Annotated in this window: 16 protein-coding genes and 1 riboswitch; of the genes, 9 read left to right on the forward strand and 7 right to left on the reverse strand. The window is 42.3% G+C overall.

The window, feature by feature from the left end:
* Positions 1–97: 97 nt before the first annotated feature.
* Both ACIQXQ_RS16875 and exaC read right to left on the reverse strand, forming a co-directional pair.
* On the reverse strand, positions 98–460 hold the full coding sequence (locus ACIQXQ_RS16875) for a DUF779 domain-containing protein (RefSeq protein ID WP_402871643.1): 363 nt from the start codon (positions 458–460) through the stop codon (positions 98–100).
* Positions 461–481: 21 nt separating this feature from the next.
* Positions 482–2,002: an acetaldehyde dehydrogenase ExaC gene (gene exaC, locus ACIQXQ_RS16880; protein WP_402959024.1), complete on the reverse strand. Its 1,521-nt coding sequence runs from the start codon at positions 2,000–2,002 to the stop codon at positions 482–484.
* Between the two features lie 685 nt (positions 2,003–2,687).
* Between exaC and ACIQXQ_RS16885 the strand changes: the two genes are divergently transcribed.
* From ACIQXQ_RS16885 to ACIQXQ_RS16895, 3 genes are all read left to right on the forward strand, one after another.
* Positions 2,688–3,287 carry a hypothetical protein gene (locus ACIQXQ_RS16885; protein ID WP_402959026.1) on the forward strand — a complete coding sequence of 200 codons (600 nt, stop codon included), beginning with the start codon at positions 2,688–2,690 and terminating at the stop codon, positions 3,285–3,287.
* Between the two features lie 284 nt (positions 3,288–3,571).
* Entirely contained in the window at positions 3,572–4,210 is a 639-nt protein-coding gene (locus tag ACIQXQ_RS16890; protein ID WP_402871634.1) for an FMN-dependent NADH-azoreductase, read from the forward strand.
* 151 nt (positions 4,211–4,361) lie between these two features.
* On the forward strand, positions 4,362–4,898 hold the full coding sequence (locus ACIQXQ_RS16895) for a TetR/AcrR family transcriptional regulator (protein ID WP_402959028.1): 537 nt from the start codon (positions 4,362–4,364) through the stop codon (positions 4,896–4,898).
* Positions 4,899–5,043: 145 nt separating this feature from the next.
* Here ACIQXQ_RS16895 and ACIQXQ_RS16900 read toward each other — a convergent pair whose 3' ends face one another.
* Positions 5,044–5,772 carry a GntR family transcriptional regulator gene (locus ACIQXQ_RS16900; RefSeq protein WP_402871628.1) on the reverse strand — a complete coding sequence of 243 codons (729 nt, stop codon included), beginning with the start codon at positions 5,770–5,772 and terminating at the stop codon, positions 5,044–5,046.
* Positions 5,773–6,034: 262 nt separating this feature from the next.
* Here ACIQXQ_RS16900 and ACIQXQ_RS16905 point away from each other — a divergent pair, with 262 nt between their 5' ends.
* Genes ACIQXQ_RS16905 through chbG form a run of 5 tightly spaced genes read left to right on the forward strand, consistent with a single transcriptional unit; the run spans position 6,035 to position 10,110 of the window.
* Complete coding sequence (locus tag ACIQXQ_RS16905) at positions 6,035–6,343, forward strand: PTS sugar transporter subunit IIB (RefSeq protein WP_402871625.1); 309 nt, start codon at positions 6,035–6,037, stop codon at positions 6,341–6,343.
* Positions 6,344–6,347: 4 nt separating this feature from the next.
* Positions 6,348–7,703, forward strand: coding sequence for a PTS sugar transporter subunit IIC (locus ACIQXQ_RS16910; protein WP_402871622.1), 1,356 nt, complete (start codon positions 6,348–6,350; stop codon positions 7,701–7,703).
* A 16-nt stretch (positions 7,704–7,719) separates the two neighbouring features.
* Entirely contained in the window at positions 7,720–8,067 is a 348-nt protein-coding gene (locus ACIQXQ_RS16915) for a PTS sugar transporter subunit IIA (RefSeq protein WP_402871619.1), read from the forward strand.
* Positions 8,064–9,410, forward strand: coding sequence for a 6-phospho-beta-glucosidase (locus tag ACIQXQ_RS16920; protein WP_402959030.1), 1,347 nt, complete (start codon positions 8,064–8,066; stop codon positions 9,408–9,410). Before ACIQXQ_RS16915 ends, ACIQXQ_RS16920 begins: the two co-directional genes overlap by 4 nt.
* Entirely contained in the window at positions 9,403–10,110 is a 708-nt protein-coding gene (gene chbG / locus ACIQXQ_RS16925; RefSeq protein ID WP_402871614.1) for a chitin disaccharide deacetylase, read from the forward strand. Before ACIQXQ_RS16920 ends, chbG begins: the two co-directional genes overlap by 8 nt.
* A 77-nt stretch (positions 10,111–10,187) precedes the next feature.
* Here chbG and ACIQXQ_RS16930 read toward each other — a convergent pair whose 3' ends face one another.
* The 4 genes from ACIQXQ_RS16930 to ACIQXQ_RS16945 form a co-directional block, all read right to left on the reverse strand.
* Complete coding sequence (locus tag ACIQXQ_RS16930) at positions 10,188–11,669, reverse strand: sodium:solute symporter family protein (protein WP_402959032.1); 1,482 nt, start codon at positions 11,667–11,669, stop codon at positions 10,188–10,190.
* Positions 11,666–11,866, reverse strand: coding sequence for a DUF3311 domain-containing protein (locus ACIQXQ_RS16935; protein WP_402871609.1), 201 nt, complete (start codon positions 11,864–11,866; stop codon positions 11,666–11,668). The genes ACIQXQ_RS16930 and ACIQXQ_RS16935 overlap by 4 nt, the downstream gene beginning before the upstream one ends.
* Before the next feature lie 209 nt (positions 11,867–12,075).
* Positions 12,076–13,413 carry an amino acid permease gene (locus ACIQXQ_RS16940; protein WP_402959034.1) on the reverse strand — a complete coding sequence of 446 codons (1,338 nt, stop codon included), beginning with the start codon at positions 13,411–13,413 and terminating at the stop codon, positions 12,076–12,078.
* Between the two features lie 193 nt (positions 13,414–13,606).
* Positions 13,607–13,686, reverse strand: a riboswitch (glycine riboswitch).
* 224 nt (positions 13,687–13,910) lie between these two features.
* Positions 13,911–14,453 (reverse strand): GNAT family N-acetyltransferase, encoded by a 543-nt coding sequence (locus tag ACIQXQ_RS16945; RefSeq protein ID WP_402959036.1) that lies wholly within the window; start codon positions 14,451–14,453, stop codon positions 13,911–13,913.
* A gap of 297 nt (positions 14,454–14,750) precedes the next feature.
* Here ACIQXQ_RS16945 and ACIQXQ_RS16950 point away from each other — a divergent pair, with 297 nt between their 5' ends.
* A complete protein-coding gene (locus tag ACIQXQ_RS16950; RefSeq protein ID WP_402959039.1) occupies positions 14,751–16,139 on the forward strand; it encodes an amino acid permease in 1,389 nt (462 codons plus the stop codon).
* Positions 16,140–16,340 lie beyond the last annotated feature (201 nt).

Raw genomic sequence — 16,340 nt, forward strand, 5'->3', positions numbered from 1 at the left:
ATATCACTTTCAAACCTGTCAAAGAAACGAAGTAAATAATAATGAAAAGAGCATTCCCAATAGCCAAATTAGACTTTTGGGAATGCTCTTTAACATGCTATAAAACTTTTTTCACTTCTTGGTATTCTTCCTCTGAAAAAACCCGCGAGCGTGTGATGAAATGTTGGTCTTCCACGCTATCAAGTGAGAAATCCGGGCCTCGTCCTTCAGTTGCATCGATGATCAGTTGCGTGTGCTTCCAATAATCGTATTGGCTTTTATGCATGTAGAAGGGTACATCGCCAATCGCACCGAGATGGATGTCTGCATCCCCCAGTTGAAAATCTCCTTCTCTATAGCACATCGGAGAAGATCCATCACAACAGCCGCCGGATTGATAAAACATGATAGAGCCATGTATTTTTTTAATAGAGTCTATTAATGTAAGTGCTTCGTTCGTTGCAATAACACGTTCTACCATGTTTGATCGTATCCTTTCGATTTAGAAGAATCCTTGAGCGTCTTTAGCGTAGCTTACTAATAGACATTTTGTTTGTTGATAGTGATCAAGCATCATTAGGTGATTTTCACGGCCGATACCTGATAATTTGTATCCACCGAATGCTGCGCCAGCAGGATATTGGTGGTATGTGTTTGTCCAAACACGACCAGCTTCGATACCACGACCAGCACGGTAAGCGATATCTCCACTACGAGACCATACTCCAGCTCCTAAGCCGTAAAGAGTATCGTTTGCGATTTCCATTGCTTCATCGAAGTCTTTGAAAGTAGTAACAGCAAGTACTGGTCCAAAGATTTCTTCTTGGAAGATACGCATTTTATTGTTTCCTTTGAAAACAGTCGGTTTGATGTAGTTACCAGTTTCAAGTTCTCCATCAAATTTGTTTTCTTCTCCACCGATAAGTAATTCAGCGCCTTCTTCTTGTCCAAGCTTGATGTAAGAAAGGATTTTTTCTTTTTGTTGATTAGAAGCTTGAGCACCCATCATTACCTCAGTATCAAGTGGGTTACCAACTTTAATTTGTTTAACGCGTTCTAGTGCACGTTCCATGAATTTGTCATAGATTGATTCTTGGATAAGAGCACGTGAAGGACATGTACAGATTTCGCCTGAGTTCAATGCGAACATAACCATGCCTTCGATTGCTTTATCTAGGTAAGCATCGTCTTTATCCATTACATCTTCAAAGAATACGTTAGGTGATTTACCACCAAGTTCAAGTGTTACAGGGATGATGTTTTCAGTTGCATATTGCATGATTTGGCGACCAACTGCAGTTGAACCAGTGAAAGCAATTTTAGCAATACGTGGGTTTGTAGCAAGTGGTTTACCAACTTCGATACCGAAACCATTAACGATGTTAAGAACACCAGCAGGGATGATATCTTGAATTAATTCAACCAACACCATGATAGAAGCTGGAGTTTGTTCAGCTGGTTTCATGACGATACAGTTACCTGCAGCTAGAGCTGGAGCGATTTTCCAAACAGCCATTAGAATTGGGAAATTCCAAGGGATGATTTGTCCAACAACACCAAGTGGCTCTTGGAAGTGGTATGCTACTGTATCATTATCTATTTGAGTTGTGCGGCCTTCTTGAGAACGAATGGCACTTGCAAAGTAACGGAAGTGATCGATTGCCAATGGAATATCGGCATTCAATGTTTCACGTACTGCTTTACCGTTGTCCCAAGTTTCAGCAACAGCAATCATTTCTAAGTTTTCTTCTATACGGTCAGCGATTTTGTTTAAAATGCGAGCGCGTTCAGCAGGAGTAGTTTTTCCCCAAGCAGCTTTTGCAGCATGTGCAGCGTCTAATGCCAATTCGATATCTTCAACAGTAGAACGAGCAGCTTTTGTGAATACTTTACCAGTTACTGGTGATTTATTTTCGAAATATTGGCCTTTAACGGGTGCAACCCATTCTCCACCAATAAAGTTATCGTATTTTTCTTTGAATTGTACGACAGAACCTTCTGTATTAGGATTAGCATAAATCATAGTTGTATTTCTCCCCTTTAATTGGTTTAGAAAACTAACCCTGATGAACACGATTGTTTGAACAATGATAGAGGAATCATCCAGGTCTGCTTTCTATCTCTATAATCGTCTTTTTTCGACAAAAACACAAGCAATAAGAACTAGAAAAATAGATTACTAATAGCATTTTTGTAAAAATGTGGATAATTTTGAAAGGGAATCACCCTAATTATTCCATAATTTTCTCGATATTTCCTGTTCTTAGAAACGCTAAAAAAAGAAAGTTATTTCGGAATATTTCCTATTATTCTTTTAAATGATAGTGGCCGATCAATTCTCCCGAAGGGGCTGTCCATTGACGATTAAATCAGAGCCATCTAACTAGGAAAGCAAGGGGATTTCGGAAATAGTATCAGGAGCGTTAGTGATTTCATTGAATAACAAATCGATTGAGTAGTAACCAACCGTCCTTTCCCTTAGCATTTCTTATCTGGAAGAAACCATACGACAATAAGAAAACTTGAATGTAATCGAACTACCCATAAAGAATAACCAGTAAGTATCATGTGAATTTCTGCTTAATTAAAGGAAACAAAAAATACTTATACTGGATCAATACTTTTCTTATATAATGTTAAAGTGATTTGAAATGATTTTTTTACTTGAAGAATTATGATCGATCATACATATATAGGAGGGATACGGTATGAAGAAATTTGGGTTTATCTTTTTAATGGTAATGATGGCGATGCTTGCAGCCTGCTCATCTGATGATGATAATGCATCAAAAAAAGATGAAGAGGGGGCATTGAAGGTCGATAAAGGCCTCCTAAACGTAGAAGTGACATTGCCTGCTTCATTCTTTGAAGGTGAGGACATCGATAGCGTCATTGCTGAAGCCAAAAAAGATGGTGTAAGTAAAGTGACGAAAAACGAGGACGGATCATTAACGTATAAAATGCCGAAGTCTAAGCATAAGGAAATGATGAAAGACTTAGAAAAGAATGCGGAAGAGACAATGGAAGAGATGAAGAATGGCAAAGATTATCCATCCATTAAAGAGGTCTCCCATAACAAGGCGTTTTCAAAGTTTACTTTAGAAGTGGATAAAGAAACATATGAGAATGGTTTCGACGGTTTTGCCGCCATGGGACTAGGGATAACTGGCATGTACTATCAAGTTTTTAATGGAGCAAGCCCGGATGAGTATAAAGTTACGATATCGGTTAAAGATGCGGCGACGCAAAAAGTCTTTGACGAAGTCGTCTACCCGGATGATTTAGAGGGTGAGGAAGAGGTAGAGTAAACTTCCTGCGTGTTAAAAGTATGATATGAAGATAAGAGGCATGAGAGTACAGGAGAAATCCATACATCTCATGCCTTTTTACATGTACAAAGGCTAATATCCGTATTTTTATATGAGGTCACCTAATTGATGATTATTTTGATTATTCACTTTTTAGTCAATATCAGCTAAATGTTGGATTTGCAACAAGCCGATAAAATTGATGGTTTGTTTAGTTAATCAATCATTTTACACTAAGTTTCACAACAGTTGTTGTAAATTTAAAAGAATTAGAGGTAATTATTATGACTAAGGTGTTATTCATTACAGCAAATCCAAATGATGAAAATCGTTCGGCTAGTATGGCAGCAGGAAAAGCATTTATTGAAACATATAAAGATACAAACCCAACGGATGAAATCGTGACCGTGGATTTATTTAAGGAAGAAATTCCAAATTTGGACGCAGATGTTTTCAGTGGTTGGGGAAAACTTCGTGCAGGACAGCCAATGGACGCTCTTTCAACTGAGGAATTAGCGAAAGTTAGTCGCTTAAACGAAATTCTCGATCAATTTGTTTCAGCAGATAAAATGATATTCGTAACGCCGTTATGGAATTACTTATTCCCAGCAGTTCTGAAAGCATACATTGATGCCGTAGCTGTACCTGGTAAAACGTTTAAATATACAGAAAAAGGTTCTGAAGGCTTACTTCAAGGTAAGAAAGTGCTTCACATTCAAGCCCGTGGTGATTTTTATTCAGAAGGTTATCCTTTAGCACATTTAGAGCTAGGCAATCGCTATTTAAAACAATTGATGGCGATCATGGGCATTACTGAATTTGAAGGTTTATTTATTGAAGGACATGATGCCATGCGAACTAAAGCTGAGGAAATTAAAGCAGCAGGCATCGAGCGTGCGAAGCAATTAGCCCAAACCTTCTAATCGTTTATAATCTTTATATTGCAATTCGTGGTCCATTTGAATGGACCACGAATTGCTTATTTTTTTTCTGGAAATTCTTCTGTTATAATCGGGTCATTCAATTCATCCAACAAGTGTTAGAAATTATAGTGTTTTGAGAAGGTGGGTACGAATGAAAAAACAAGATCCACGAATCCAACGGACAAGGCAAAGTATCATGAATGGTTTTATGAGACTGATTAAACAAAAGGAATTTAGTGATATTACCATTGCTGATATTACACAAGAAGCAGAGATTAACCGTTCAACGTTTTACTATCATTTTATGGATAAATACGATTTAATCGATGAGATTCAAAGAGAAGTTCTTACGAAAGAAATTTTTAAAGAAGTAGCATTACAAGAAGTCATCGATGAACAAACGATTATTATGTCGCTACAGGCTATTATGAGTTCTCAAATAGATTTATCCCTACAATGTCAACATGCTCTTGAAGAATTTAAATCGAAAATGGACCATGAAATTAAACAACGATTGACGGAAACTTTACAAGCCTTATTAGATAAAGAGTATGGTGTGAAGGAAGAACATTATTTACTTGCTACATTTTGGAGTTGGGGCATTTATGGTGTTGCAATGGCATGTGTAGAGGGGAAAGAAACTTTGCATACGGCGGTAAACCGTTTGACAACTATGATTTTAGGCTAGTGTGAAGGTCACCCATATAGAACGGGTTAAGAAAAGACAGAGGCAATCAAAAGATTCTTCAAGCCATCATTCACCGGATTTTCTCTTATGATGTTTTCTGATACAAAAAGAACTGTCCATGTCATGATGGGCAGTTCTTTTTGCATCATTCATAATTCCTTTCAATTACGAAATGGGAACGGTCTCCCCTGAAGTAGGTTTTGGAGTATTCGATGACGCTCTGGTCGGCCTCGTACGTATGGGTTTCAAGCGAGAAACAGGGAGATCCATTGGGAATTTCCAGTTTTTCTGCAATGGACTCGTCGGCGAGGGCCAGTTCCAGATGTTCGATGGTTTTCAGGACTTTGAGATTAAACTGGTTTTTAAGCAGTCGGAAAAGGGATGTTTCACAGGCCTTCATATCAAGACCAGGTGTTTTATGCCACGGTAGGTAGGCGACTTCGTATTGAAGTGGGACGGAATCTACATAACGCACCCGAACGAGTTTATTGATGGGATCACCAATATCAAGGTCGAATCGTTTGGCAAGGGATGCGTTTGCTTCAATGACCGTTAAACCCAAGACCTTGGTGGAGGGGTTTTTGCCCTGCATCATCACCTGATCGGAAAAGTTTTCAACCGTGCTGGTAAGTGTTTGGCGTACTTTATTTTCTGAAACGAAGGTTCCCTTACCTTGAATCCGGTACACATACCCTTCCACGGTAAGTTGTTGAAGGGCTGTTCGGACGGTCGTCCTGCTCACTTCGAATGATTTACAGAATTCTGCTTCGGTCGGTAATTTAGTGTTTGGCTGATAATCCCCATTCTTTATCATTTGAACGATGGATTCCTTTACGGCAGAATGAAGGGCTGTCACTTTATTCGTGGTTTTCAACATGCTTCCTCCTAGACATTTTTCGCTACTTCTAGAGTATATCTTGTTACAACAAGAATCAACTATAAAGTTATTTGTAGTAACAAATTTAAAATTTGTATTGAAATTAGATATAAATGACTATACAATGGAATATATAGGTAATGACCAATGTTCCATTCAAAAAGGAGGAGATACATTCGTAAAAGGTGAACATAAGAAAAGGAAACACCTATTTACATCAAAAATACAGAATATTTAGAAATGAAAAGGGGAGAAATCTATGAATATCTTATTATGTTGTTCTGCGGGAATGTCTACGAGTTTACTAGTGACGAAAATGGAGAAAAGTGCGAAGGAACAAGGCATAGATTGCCGCATATGGGCAGTGTCTTCTACTGAGGTGGACAGAGAAATGGATAAGGCAGATGTCGTTTTACTAGGGCCACAGGTTAGGTTCCTGCTTTCTAAGATGAAGCAAGCAGGCACAGCAAAAGGCATTCCAGTCGATACAATCAATCCGATGTTCTATGGTTTGTGCAACGGGGAAGAAGTGCTCAAACAAGCTGTTACTTTGATAAAAGGAGAATAAGGATATGATGACTTTCATTGATAAGTACATTATGCCGGCTGCAGTCAAGTTGGGGAATAACCGACATCTGTTGGCCATTCGTGACACGTTGATTGGAATGATAGCGATTACAATTATCGGATCGTTCGCGGTTTTATTGAATAATCTAGGGCAAATCATCAAGCCATACGGAAGAATGATGGAAGCCATTTTCGGTCCTACCTGGACGACGCTTGGCAATGACATTTCATTCGGTACCTTTGCATTCATGACCATTTTTGCCGTTTTCGGTATATCTTATAAACTTGCTAAATCTTATGGAGACGATGGATTCGAGGCGATGCTCATTTCGGCGGCCTGTTTCTTCTTATTGCTTCCACAGATGGGATTGGTCTCGCTGACGGTTGATAACAAAGTCGTATCAGGCGAGGCAGCTGGCTTCATCAGTACCAATTACTTTAATGCAACCGCTCTCTTTACGGGGATTGCCGTTTCCCTTATTGCGACGGAGATTTTTGTAAGGCTTTCCAAACTCAAATTCTTGGTGATCAACATGCCGGAGGGTGTACCTCCTGCAGTAGGGCGCTCGTTTGCCAAATTGATTCCAGGCATGGCAACCATTTTCATCATCGGGGTGTTCGGATTGCTTTTCCGTATCGCAACGAATGGCCAGATCGTGAATGACTGGTTAAGTAAAGTGATCGTATCTCCGATGCAAGGGGCCGTGGATTCACTTCCATTTGCCATCCTTCTTGTCTTTTTCGTCCATATTTTATGGATGGTGGGATTGCACGGACCGAACATTCTTGGTGGAATCACGACACCGCTTTTTGAAAGTTCTGGCGTAAAGAATATTGATCTGTATGCAAAAGGCATTACAGATATGGACCAATATGGCGTCTTGGCCGGCTCGTTTCTTGATGCTTTTGTTTATCTAGGTGGATCGGGCGGAACGATGGGCTTGATCATTGCGATGATCATAGCCGGTAGAAGGCGGTATAAACAGATGATTGGGCTTGGTGGGGCCCCGGGACTTTTCCAAATCAACGAACCGATTCTTTTTGGGCTTCCCATCGTATTGAATCCAATCTGGTTGGTTCCATTCGTTCTAGGACCTATCATTACTACAGTCATTTCGTACTTAGCGGTGAGCAGCGGTCTGGTCTTCCCGATTGTAGCCAAAATCCCATGGGTGACCCCGCCGATTGTCGGAGGATTTTTGGCAACAGGTGGCCATGTTTCGGGGGCTGTCCTGGCAGGAATCAATCTCGTCATTTCAACCGTAATCTACTTGCCATTCGTGTATGCCCAAGTGAAAATTGATTCGAAAAATAAAACGGAGCTTACTAAGGATTCGGAATCAGAATCAGTAAGTCTTTAAGAAAGAAGTGGGGAACATGGAAAAAGAAGAATTATATCAGTTATCCTTCCAACTTGTTTTACACAGTGGAAATGCACGGAGCTTTGCGATGGAAGCCTTGCAAGAAGCCAAGAAAAAAGATTTCGAAGCAGCCAGGCAGAAGATAGCGGAGGCGGAGACGGAATTATTGCAGGCGCATAAATTTCAGACCCAGTTGATTCATGCGGAAGCGGGTGGCGAGAAATTAGACATCCCGATTATCCTGATACACGCACAGGATCATTTGATGACGGCGATGACTTTGAAGGATTTGGCGGTTGAAATGATTGAGATGAGAGAAGAGTTTCTTGGAGCCAACAAGATCAAGGAGGGGACAGCGGAATGAGTAAGGGGTTGAAAATCGTTACGATAGGCGGAGGTTCAAGCTATACGCCGGAACTGATTGAAGGATTCATTAAATATTATAAGGAGCTTCCTGTAAGTGAAATCTGGCTCGTGGATATAGAAGCTGGCAAGGAAAAGCTTGAAGTCGTCGGCGGGCTGGCAAGACGGATGGTGGAAAAAGCGGGAGTGCCGATTGATATTCACTTAACGCTTGACCGTAAGAAAGCTCTAGAGGGTGCCGACTATGTCACGACCCAATTACGGGTCGGGCAGCTGGCTGCCAGGGCACTTGATGAGAAAATTCCGCTGAAGCATGGGGTCATCGGTCAGGAAACGAATGGACCAGGCGGGTTGTTCAAAGCATTTCGGACGATTCCTGTCATTCTTGACATCGCCCGGGAGATGGAAGAGATTTGCCCGAAAGCCTGGTTGATCAATTTCACAAACCCTGCCGGCATGGTCACGGAAGCGGTTCTGCGTCATAGCAACATCACTAAAATCGTCGGTCTATGCAATGTGCCAATCGGGATGGAACGTGGTGTCGCCGAGTTGATGAAGGTGGAACCGGACCGGGTGCGAATTGATTTCGCCGGATTGAACCATATGGTATACGGGTTGGATGTATTCGTGGATGGAAAGAGCGTGAAAGAGGAAATTATCGATATGATTTCAGACCCGGATAAAGCGGTGACGATGAAGAATATCCATGCGATGGGATGGGAGCCAGAATTCCTTCGTGCATTGAATTTATTTCCTTGCCCATATCACAATTATTACTACAAAACGGGAGATATCCTGGCTCAAGAGCTGAAGGATGCAGAAAATGGGGAAACAAGGGCTGAGGTCGTACAAAAGCTGGAAACAGAACTATTTGAACTATATAAAGACGTCGATCTAGACATCAAGCCACCACAGCTTGAAGAACGGGGCGGCGCTTACTACAGTGATGCCGCGGTTCGGTTGATCCATTCCATGTATACGGATAAACGTGATATACAGGCGGTCAATACGATGAATTATGGTGCGATTGAAGGCATCCCGTACGATTCAGCCGTTGAAGTGAGCTGTGTGATTACGAAGGATGGTCCAAAACCGATTACGGTAGGTGAATTACCGGTAGCCGTTCGCGGACTCGTCCAGCAAATTAAGTCCTTTGAAAGGGTGGCTATCGAGGCTGCCGTAACAGGCAACTATGATACGGCCCTGCTTGCGATGACCATCAACCCACTAGTTCCAAGTGACCGGGTGGGGAAATTGATTCTGGATGAAATGCTCTTGGCGCATAAGGAATTTTTGCCGCAGTTCTTCGAGAATAAGGAATTACAAGGAAGTTTTCATGATTGAAGTGCTGGTCAATGCTGATGATTTCGGGTTTTCGCGGGCTGTGAATTACGGCATATTGAATAGCCACAAAAATGGAATAGTCAATTCGGCGACCATGATGATGAATGCAAAAGCGACCGATCATGCCATCAGAATTGCCAAAGATCATCGCACGCTTAAGGTGGGCATCCATCTTGTCCTGACATGGGGACGGCCGCTGCTACATGATGTGCCTAGCCTTGTAGACAGAGAGGGAAACTTCAAAAAGCAAGATGAGGTATATGGGAACCCGGGTAGTATTTCCTTGGAAGAGTTGGAGAGGGAATGGTCTGCCCAGATTGATAAATTCATCGATTTGGGGATGATGCCGACCCACTTTGACAGTCATCATCATGTCCATGCGATCCCGGCCTTTTGGCCGGTCGTGAAAAAGCTTTCCGCCCATTATGGGCTACCAGTCCGAAAAGCGGGACCCCATTTTCAGGACATTGAAACAGTGACCGATACATTCCTTGACGATTTTTATGGGGAAAAGGCGGCCGTCGATTACTTTCAAACCCTTAACGAGCGGATTAGTGAGGGCAAAAGCGTGGAGGTAATGACCCACCCAGCCTACCTGGATGATGATTTGCTCCAGCATTCCTCCTACAATCAAGAAAGGCTCAAGGAAACGGCCATCTTGATGAAAGCCACATTGCCGGAAGGATTCATTCTCCGGTAATGATCGGTTCAGGAAGGCCCATTAAGACAAAAAAAGCAATCGGATCTCAGTTTTCACTGAGGTCCGATTGCTTTTTTTTATACTTCTTTAACCACTACGGATTTAACTTCGCCAACTACCAGCTTCTTGAATGCGAGGCTGACAACCATCATCACGATAAAGTTCACAGCCAAGGCGATGATTCCGACATTCAGATCCTTCGCCGCTTGTGGCAAGGATGGGAACAGCGTGCCGATTGTCGATTGGCTGATGGTGATGTAGGTGACGATGGCCAATCCACAGATGATACCCGCTATTGCCCCATATTTATTGATAAAGTTCTTCTTTTTCAGGCTGAATAACAGGGACGGGAATAGTTGTGTAATGAAGCTATATCCCATCAAGATCAAAGCAGACATCGTTTCTCCGCCATTTAAGGTGAAGTAAACGGATATGAGTGCAATCACGGGAACGAGTAACTTGGCCAAACGTACCACATGCCGGTCTGATGCTCCAGGATGGAGTTCCTTATAGACATTTTTCGCAAGGAGCGTAGAGACGCTCATCAACAGCATCGATCCTGGTACTAATGCCGTCAACATGCCAGCCGCACCGATGACTCCTATAAACCATGGATCAAAGGTCTGTATCGCAAGGCGCAATAAGGAAAGGTCGGCATCGGCGCCTTCCAGTCCAGGCACTTTCAAAATCGCTGCAAATCCTACAAAAAAGACAAATAGTAACATGAGCGTATACAGTGGACTGATGATGGCATTTTTACGAAATGTTTTTCCGCTCCGGGCCGTATAGACGGCACTGAATACTTGGGGCCACATGTAAAAACCAAATACGAGCAAGATGACGGTCGAGATGAACCACGAAACGCTAAGACCTTGTTCGGGCAGCGTCAGGAAACCTGGTTTGGCGGCATTTATGGTCTCAAACATCGGTTGAAGACCTCCAAAGTAATGAATCGGAAGATAAATGCCCAGGAATGCGATGATGACGATCATCATGATGTCCTTGATGACGGCGGTCCAGGCTGATCCGTGAATGCCGGAAATCATGACATAAATGGTCAGGCTGATAGCTCCAAGCCACACAGCGGTGGACATGGAAATGGCGCCATATGATGCTTCGGAAACAATGATCCCTAAGCCTTTGAGCTGTACGACGACGACCGGAATCATCGATACCACGCCGACAAGGGCAGCAAGAATCCCTAGAGTTGGGCTCTTGTACTTGCTTACGAAGAAATCGGATTGTGACATAAGCCGATTTTCTTTTGCGTATTTCCAAATGGCCGGAAGTAGCCAATAGGATAATACATAAGACAAGGTAATATAAATGAGGACGTATAAAGCGGGCGCACCCTTTCCATAAGCCCAGCCGCTTCCTCCAAGGAAGGAGAAGGTTGTGTAAATTTCCCCTGCCATCAATAGAAAGACGAATATGGCACCAAAACCGCGGCCGCCCACCGTCCATTGTTCCAGGTTCATGTCTTTTCCTTTTGTCGAACGGATCCCAAGAAAAATCGATAAAAGTAAAAATGCTAAAATAATGATAAGAGCAATATTCATTCTTCTTCACCTTCTCGGTTCCTAGGATCCAACTTATACATGACGGCTAGAGTGACGGAAGTGAGCACGACCCACATCGCCATCCAAAACATATAAAAAGGCATCCCCAATACATAAGGTTCTACTTTATTAACAAAAGGAAGAAACCCTAATATGCCGATAAAAGGAACGAGTGTAAGAATATATAATACTTTCATGAAGCAACCCCTCCATTCTAAATATGTTTCACAGATTATGATGTTTTTCTAAAAAAATGTTTCCGTAATACCTAGTACCTTACACTAATTCGATAAAAAAATTAATAGTGTGGCAGAAAAAAATATTCGTCACGCTTCATTTTACTCTCTCATTTAATCACAGGAAAATGGGATAGGAAGGTAGACTTCCGTATCCCAAAATTCCTCGTTCATTTTTTTCGATAGTTATATATGACAACTAAAAGAATGAACCAAAGCGGTGTCAGCAATAATGACGGCCTGGTCGCCTCAGCAAACAGCATGACGATCAAGATGAAGATAAACAGCCCTAAGATTACATAGTTGATGAAAGGTGTTAAGGGAGCCCTGAAAGTGGACGTAGCCCTTAAGTCCGGACGTTTTTTCGTATACCGGATATGGGAAATCAAGATGATGCTCCAGACCCATAGGAAGCAGATTGCACTAATCGTTGTCACGATGGTGAAAGCTTGCTCCGGTATGATTTTACTTAATAATGCCCCAATGGAGACAACGATGGTAGACGTAACCAATGCATTGCTCGGAACAGCACGTTTATTTAATTTCTTAAGTTTTGCAGGTGCTTCGTTATTGTTGCTCAAGGTATAAAGCATGCGGCTTGTTGAAAACAATCCACTGTTTCCGGCAGAAGCGGCTGATGTCAACACGACGAAATTGATAATCCCTGCAGCAACCGGAATCCCGATCAAGGCGAAGACCTCCACGAATGGGCTGCTCGCGGCATCGAGCTGTGTCCATGGATTGACGCAAAGGATGACGGTGATGGCACCGATATAGAAAAGCAATATCCGGACAGGGATCTTATTGATCGCTGACGGGATGTTTTTTTTCGGATTGGCGGTTTCGGCCGCTGTCACTCCAATGATTTCGACACCAACAAAGGAGAAGACGACTAGCTGTAGGGAAAGCAAAAAGCCGGATGCGCCGTTCGGGAACATGCCCCCATGACTCCAAAGGTTGTTGAGGGAAACGGTTCCTGTATCGGTTTGGAAGCCAATGATGAGTAAGACAATTCCCACAACGATCAAGGCGACGATCGTGATGACTTTAATGAGGGAGAACCAGAACTCCAATTCTCCGAATAGCTTCACGGTCAACAAATTCAATCCTAGTAGAATCACCAAGCAGGCAAGTGCAGGGATCCATTGCGGAATGTCGAACCAATATTGCATATAGACCCCGACAGCGATGATATCGGCCATGGCCGTCATGATCCAACAGAACCAGTAGGTCCAGCCAGTCACGAAACCAGCCCACGGTCCGATGTATTCCGTGGCGAATTCGGTGAATGAGGAATATCCCGCGTTGGACAACAGCAATTCCCCTAAAGCCCTCATGACGAAAAACAAGGCAATCCCGATAATCAGATACGAAAAGATAATGGAGGGTCCCGCCAACTGTATGGCTTTTCCGGATCCCAAAAATAACCCGGTCCCGATGGTTCCTCCTATGGCGATGAGTTGTACATGTCGATTTTTCAAATCCCTTTTCAATTCTTGTTTAGCCAATTTGTGCGCCCCCGTTGTTATAATTCTTGAATGTGAAGTACATGGTCCGTTGATTCCAATCGATCACCAGGGCAATGAATCTGTCCAGTTTAGTAGCGATTTCACTTCGTTTTTTTAGTGATGATTGAAAAAAGACAATAAAAAAAGAGATTGGAAGCTACCAATCTCGAAAGGTTAAAGAATAACAAATATTCGTTACTCTTCTGTCCTTTTGCCTGAGATTGTGAATCCTTCGGCGCTGCACGTGTGTACAGTCTCTCCAGAAGCTGCTCCTGCTATAGTGTGATCCATAGCATTCATCGCTTGCTTAGTATGTGGTTGTCAATAAATGATCGCTGTGAAAGATGAAATTCTTTTTGGCAACTCATTTATTCTTTTAAAATAATAATGGAATTCTATCACTATTTTGATTTTGGGTCAAAGGGATATATTGTAAATGTGGTGGGGGGTGAATCTATATGACCAGTTTGATGCCCAAAAACGATGCGAACCCCGAATCAGTTTGATAAGAACATTTTTTCATAGTCCCTTTTAAGAATGGCCATGATGATCTCGTCCGAATATTTTCCGTTGAAATATAAAGACTCTCGTAAAATCCCCTCTTTGATAAAGCCAACTTTTTCATAGGCTCTAATTCCACGTAAATTATGGCTGAATACTTCCAGTTGCAGACGATTTAAAGCCAATTCTTCAAAAACAAATGCTAAAACAAGTCGGATAGCTTCTGTACCATACCCTTTGCCCGTTAATTCAATGGCATTCATCGAAATTCTAAATCCTGCCTTTTTGTCCTCTTCGTCCATATCAGAGATGGATAATTCCCCGATCATCCGATCGCTTTCGTTTAAGCAAATGGCTAGATCATGGCGTGATGGATCTTCACGTACATTCTTTATATGACATTGAAGCTGCTCTAAAGTGAATATAGATTTTGTTCCTGTCATATACCGTATCTCCTCATCCTTTGTATTTTCTAAAAGGATAGGTGCATCCGATTCTTTTAAATAGCGGAGATAGATTCTTTCTCCTATTAATTTCATTGTCTTTCCTCCTCTCATTAACGTCGATACTTACTTTCAATAGTACATAGGATTTCTTCACACGTATAGGGAGAGAACCATTACCAATCATGTCCTCCTATCCATTGCTTCTAGACGGCCAAAAGTGTTTTTCCTAAAAGTACATTTGTATTTCTACGGAATATTTATTATTATAAGATAAGGAAATGCTTTTGTGAGTAGAGTTCTTTAGGAAGCATTGTAAATCTATTAAATTACTTATCTTAAATAAGGATTAGAGAATCGTCATTTTATGCTTGTACATCTGGGGGAGTTATCATGTCAAATAAAGAATTAACTAGAGGGCTAGAGGCACGTCATATTCAGATGATTGCCTTGGGCGGTACGATCGGTGTTGGGTTATTTATGGGATCTGCCAGCACAATTAAGTGGACCGGCCCCTCTGTCATGCTGGCGTATGCCATCGCGGGACTTTTTATCTTTTTTATCATGCGTTCGATGGGGGAAATGCTGTACCTGGAGCCTACTACGGGCTCATTCGCAACGTTTGCGAGTGATTATATCCATCCATTGGCAGGATTTGTAACTGCTTGGAGCAACTGGTTCCTATGGGTGTTGGTCGGCATGTCTGAAATCATTGCCGTAGGATTATATATGAACTTTTGGTTCCCTGAACTGCCAGCTTGGATTCCGGGAGTGGTGGCCATGGTCATCCTTGGCGCCGCTAACCTCATTTCCGTCAAATCCTTCGGTGAATTCGAATTCTGGTTTGCACTGATCAAGATCGTTACCATCATCTTGATGATCATTGCCGGTCTAGGTCTTATCTTTTTCGGGATAGGGAATGGTGGGGAGGCAATCGGCCTTTCCAATCTATGGGCTAACGGCGGTTTCTTTACGGGGGGATGGAAAGGTTTCTTCTTTGCCCTTTCTCTTGTTGTGGCATCTTATCAAGGCGTTGAACTTATCGGGATCACTGCTGGTGAAGCAAAGGATCCGAAGAGTACCATTACTAAAGCAATCCAAACGATCATTTGGCGTATATTAATCTTCTATATCGGCGCGATTTTTGTCATCGTCACGGTATTTCCTTGGAATCAATTAGATGAACTTGGAAGCCCGTTTGTATCGACCTTTGCAAAAATAGGCATTACCGCAGCCGCGGGCATCATCAACTTTGTCGTGATCACGGCGGCGATGTCAGGATGCAATAGTGGGATTTTCAGTGCAGGGCGCATGCTTTATACCCTTGCCTTGAACGGGCAAGCGCCAAAGATCTTTGCAAAAATATCGAAAAGCGGAGTGCCGGCCTATTGTACAATCGCTGTCATGTTGGGCTTGGCCATTGGTGTTGTCCTGAACTACCTGGCTCCACCGGAAATATTCCTGTATGTGTACAGTGCAAGTGTGCTGCCCGGGATGATTCCATGGTTCGTGATTCTTATTAGTGAGCTTAGGTTCAGGAAGGTACGAGCTGAGGAAATGAAAAACCATCCATTCAAAATGCCTTTTGCCCCGTATACCAACTATGCAACGATTGCCTTCTTACTATTGGTATTGGTCGGCATGTGGTTTAACCCGAGTACGCGACTCTCCTTGATTGTGGGCATCATTTTCCTAGCAATCGTTGTAGCCTGTTACTACCTACTGAAAATGGATAAGCGGGTTCCCTTAGACGTGAAGGCGAAAGAGGATGTATCTGCGTAATCTAGAGTGTCGGAAAAAGTTATGCTTCGTGCATAGCTTTTTTTGTTTGACCGATATAGTGAGGGAGTTGACCGATAAAAGCGGCCATTTGACCGATAAACCTTCCAACTTGACCGATAAAATGAGAAATTGACTGATATATGTAATTTATTGTAATGTTGGACGCTTGAATATAAGATGAAGAGAAGAAATATACATACA

It is taken from the genome of Peribacillus sp. NPDC097198 (genome assembly GCF_044762055.1).
Taxonomy (GTDB): Bacteria; Bacillota; Bacilli; order Bacillales; family DSM-1321; genus Peribacillus.

What these genes read in the sequence shown, in the direction of transcription:
- ACIQXQ_RS16885 (WP_402959026.1), top strand. Translation starts at nt 2,688, where the DNA reads ATGAAGAAATTTGGGTTTATCTTTTTAATGGTAATGATGGCGATGCTT.
- ACIQXQ_RS16950 (WP_402959039.1), top strand. Translation starts at nt 14,751, where the DNA reads ATGTCAAATAAAGAATTAACTAGAGGGCTAGAGGCACGTCATATTCAG.
- ACIQXQ_RS16945 (WP_402959036.1), bottom strand. Translation starts at nt 14,453, where the DNA reads ATGAAATTAATAGGAGAAAGAATCTATCTCCGCTATTTAAAAGAATCG.
- ACIQXQ_RS16920 (WP_402959030.1), top strand. Translation starts at nt 8,064, where the DNA reads ATGAGTAAGGGGTTGAAAATCGTTACGATAGGCGGAGGTTCAAGCTAT.
- exaC (WP_402959024.1), bottom strand. Translation starts at nt 2,002, where the DNA reads ATGATTTATGCTAATCCTAATACAGAAGGTTCTGTCGTACAATTCAAA.
- chbG (WP_402871614.1), top strand. Translation starts at nt 9,403, where the DNA reads ATGATTGAAGTGCTGGTCAATGCTGATGATTTCGGGTTTTCGCGGGCT.
- ACIQXQ_RS16935 (WP_402871609.1), bottom strand. Translation starts at nt 11,866, where the DNA reads ATGAAAGTATTATATATTCTTACACTCGTTCCTTTTATCGGCATATTA.
- ACIQXQ_RS16905 (WP_402871625.1), top strand. Translation starts at nt 6,035, where the DNA reads ATGAATATCTTATTATGTTGTTCTGCGGGAATGTCTACGAGTTTACTA.
- ACIQXQ_RS16910 (WP_402871622.1), top strand. Translation starts at nt 6,348, where the DNA reads ATGATGACTTTCATTGATAAGTACATTATGCCGGCTGCAGTCAAGTTG.
- ACIQXQ_RS16930 (WP_402959032.1), bottom strand. Translation starts at nt 11,669, where the DNA reads ATGAATATTGCTCTTATCATTATTTTAGCATTTTTACTTTTATCGATT.
- ACIQXQ_RS16875 (WP_402871643.1), bottom strand. Translation starts at nt 460, where the DNA reads ATGGTAGAACGTGTTATTGCAACGAACGAAGCACTTACATTAATAGAC.
- ACIQXQ_RS16915 (WP_402871619.1), top strand. Translation starts at nt 7,720, where the DNA reads ATGGAAAAAGAAGAATTATATCAGTTATCCTTCCAACTTGTTTTACAC.
- ACIQXQ_RS16895 (WP_402959028.1), top strand. Translation starts at nt 4,362, where the DNA reads ATGAAAAAACAAGATCCACGAATCCAACGGACAAGGCAAAGTATCATG.
- ACIQXQ_RS16890 (WP_402871634.1), top strand. Translation starts at nt 3,572, where the DNA reads ATGACTAAGGTGTTATTCATTACAGCAAATCCAAATGATGAAAATCGT.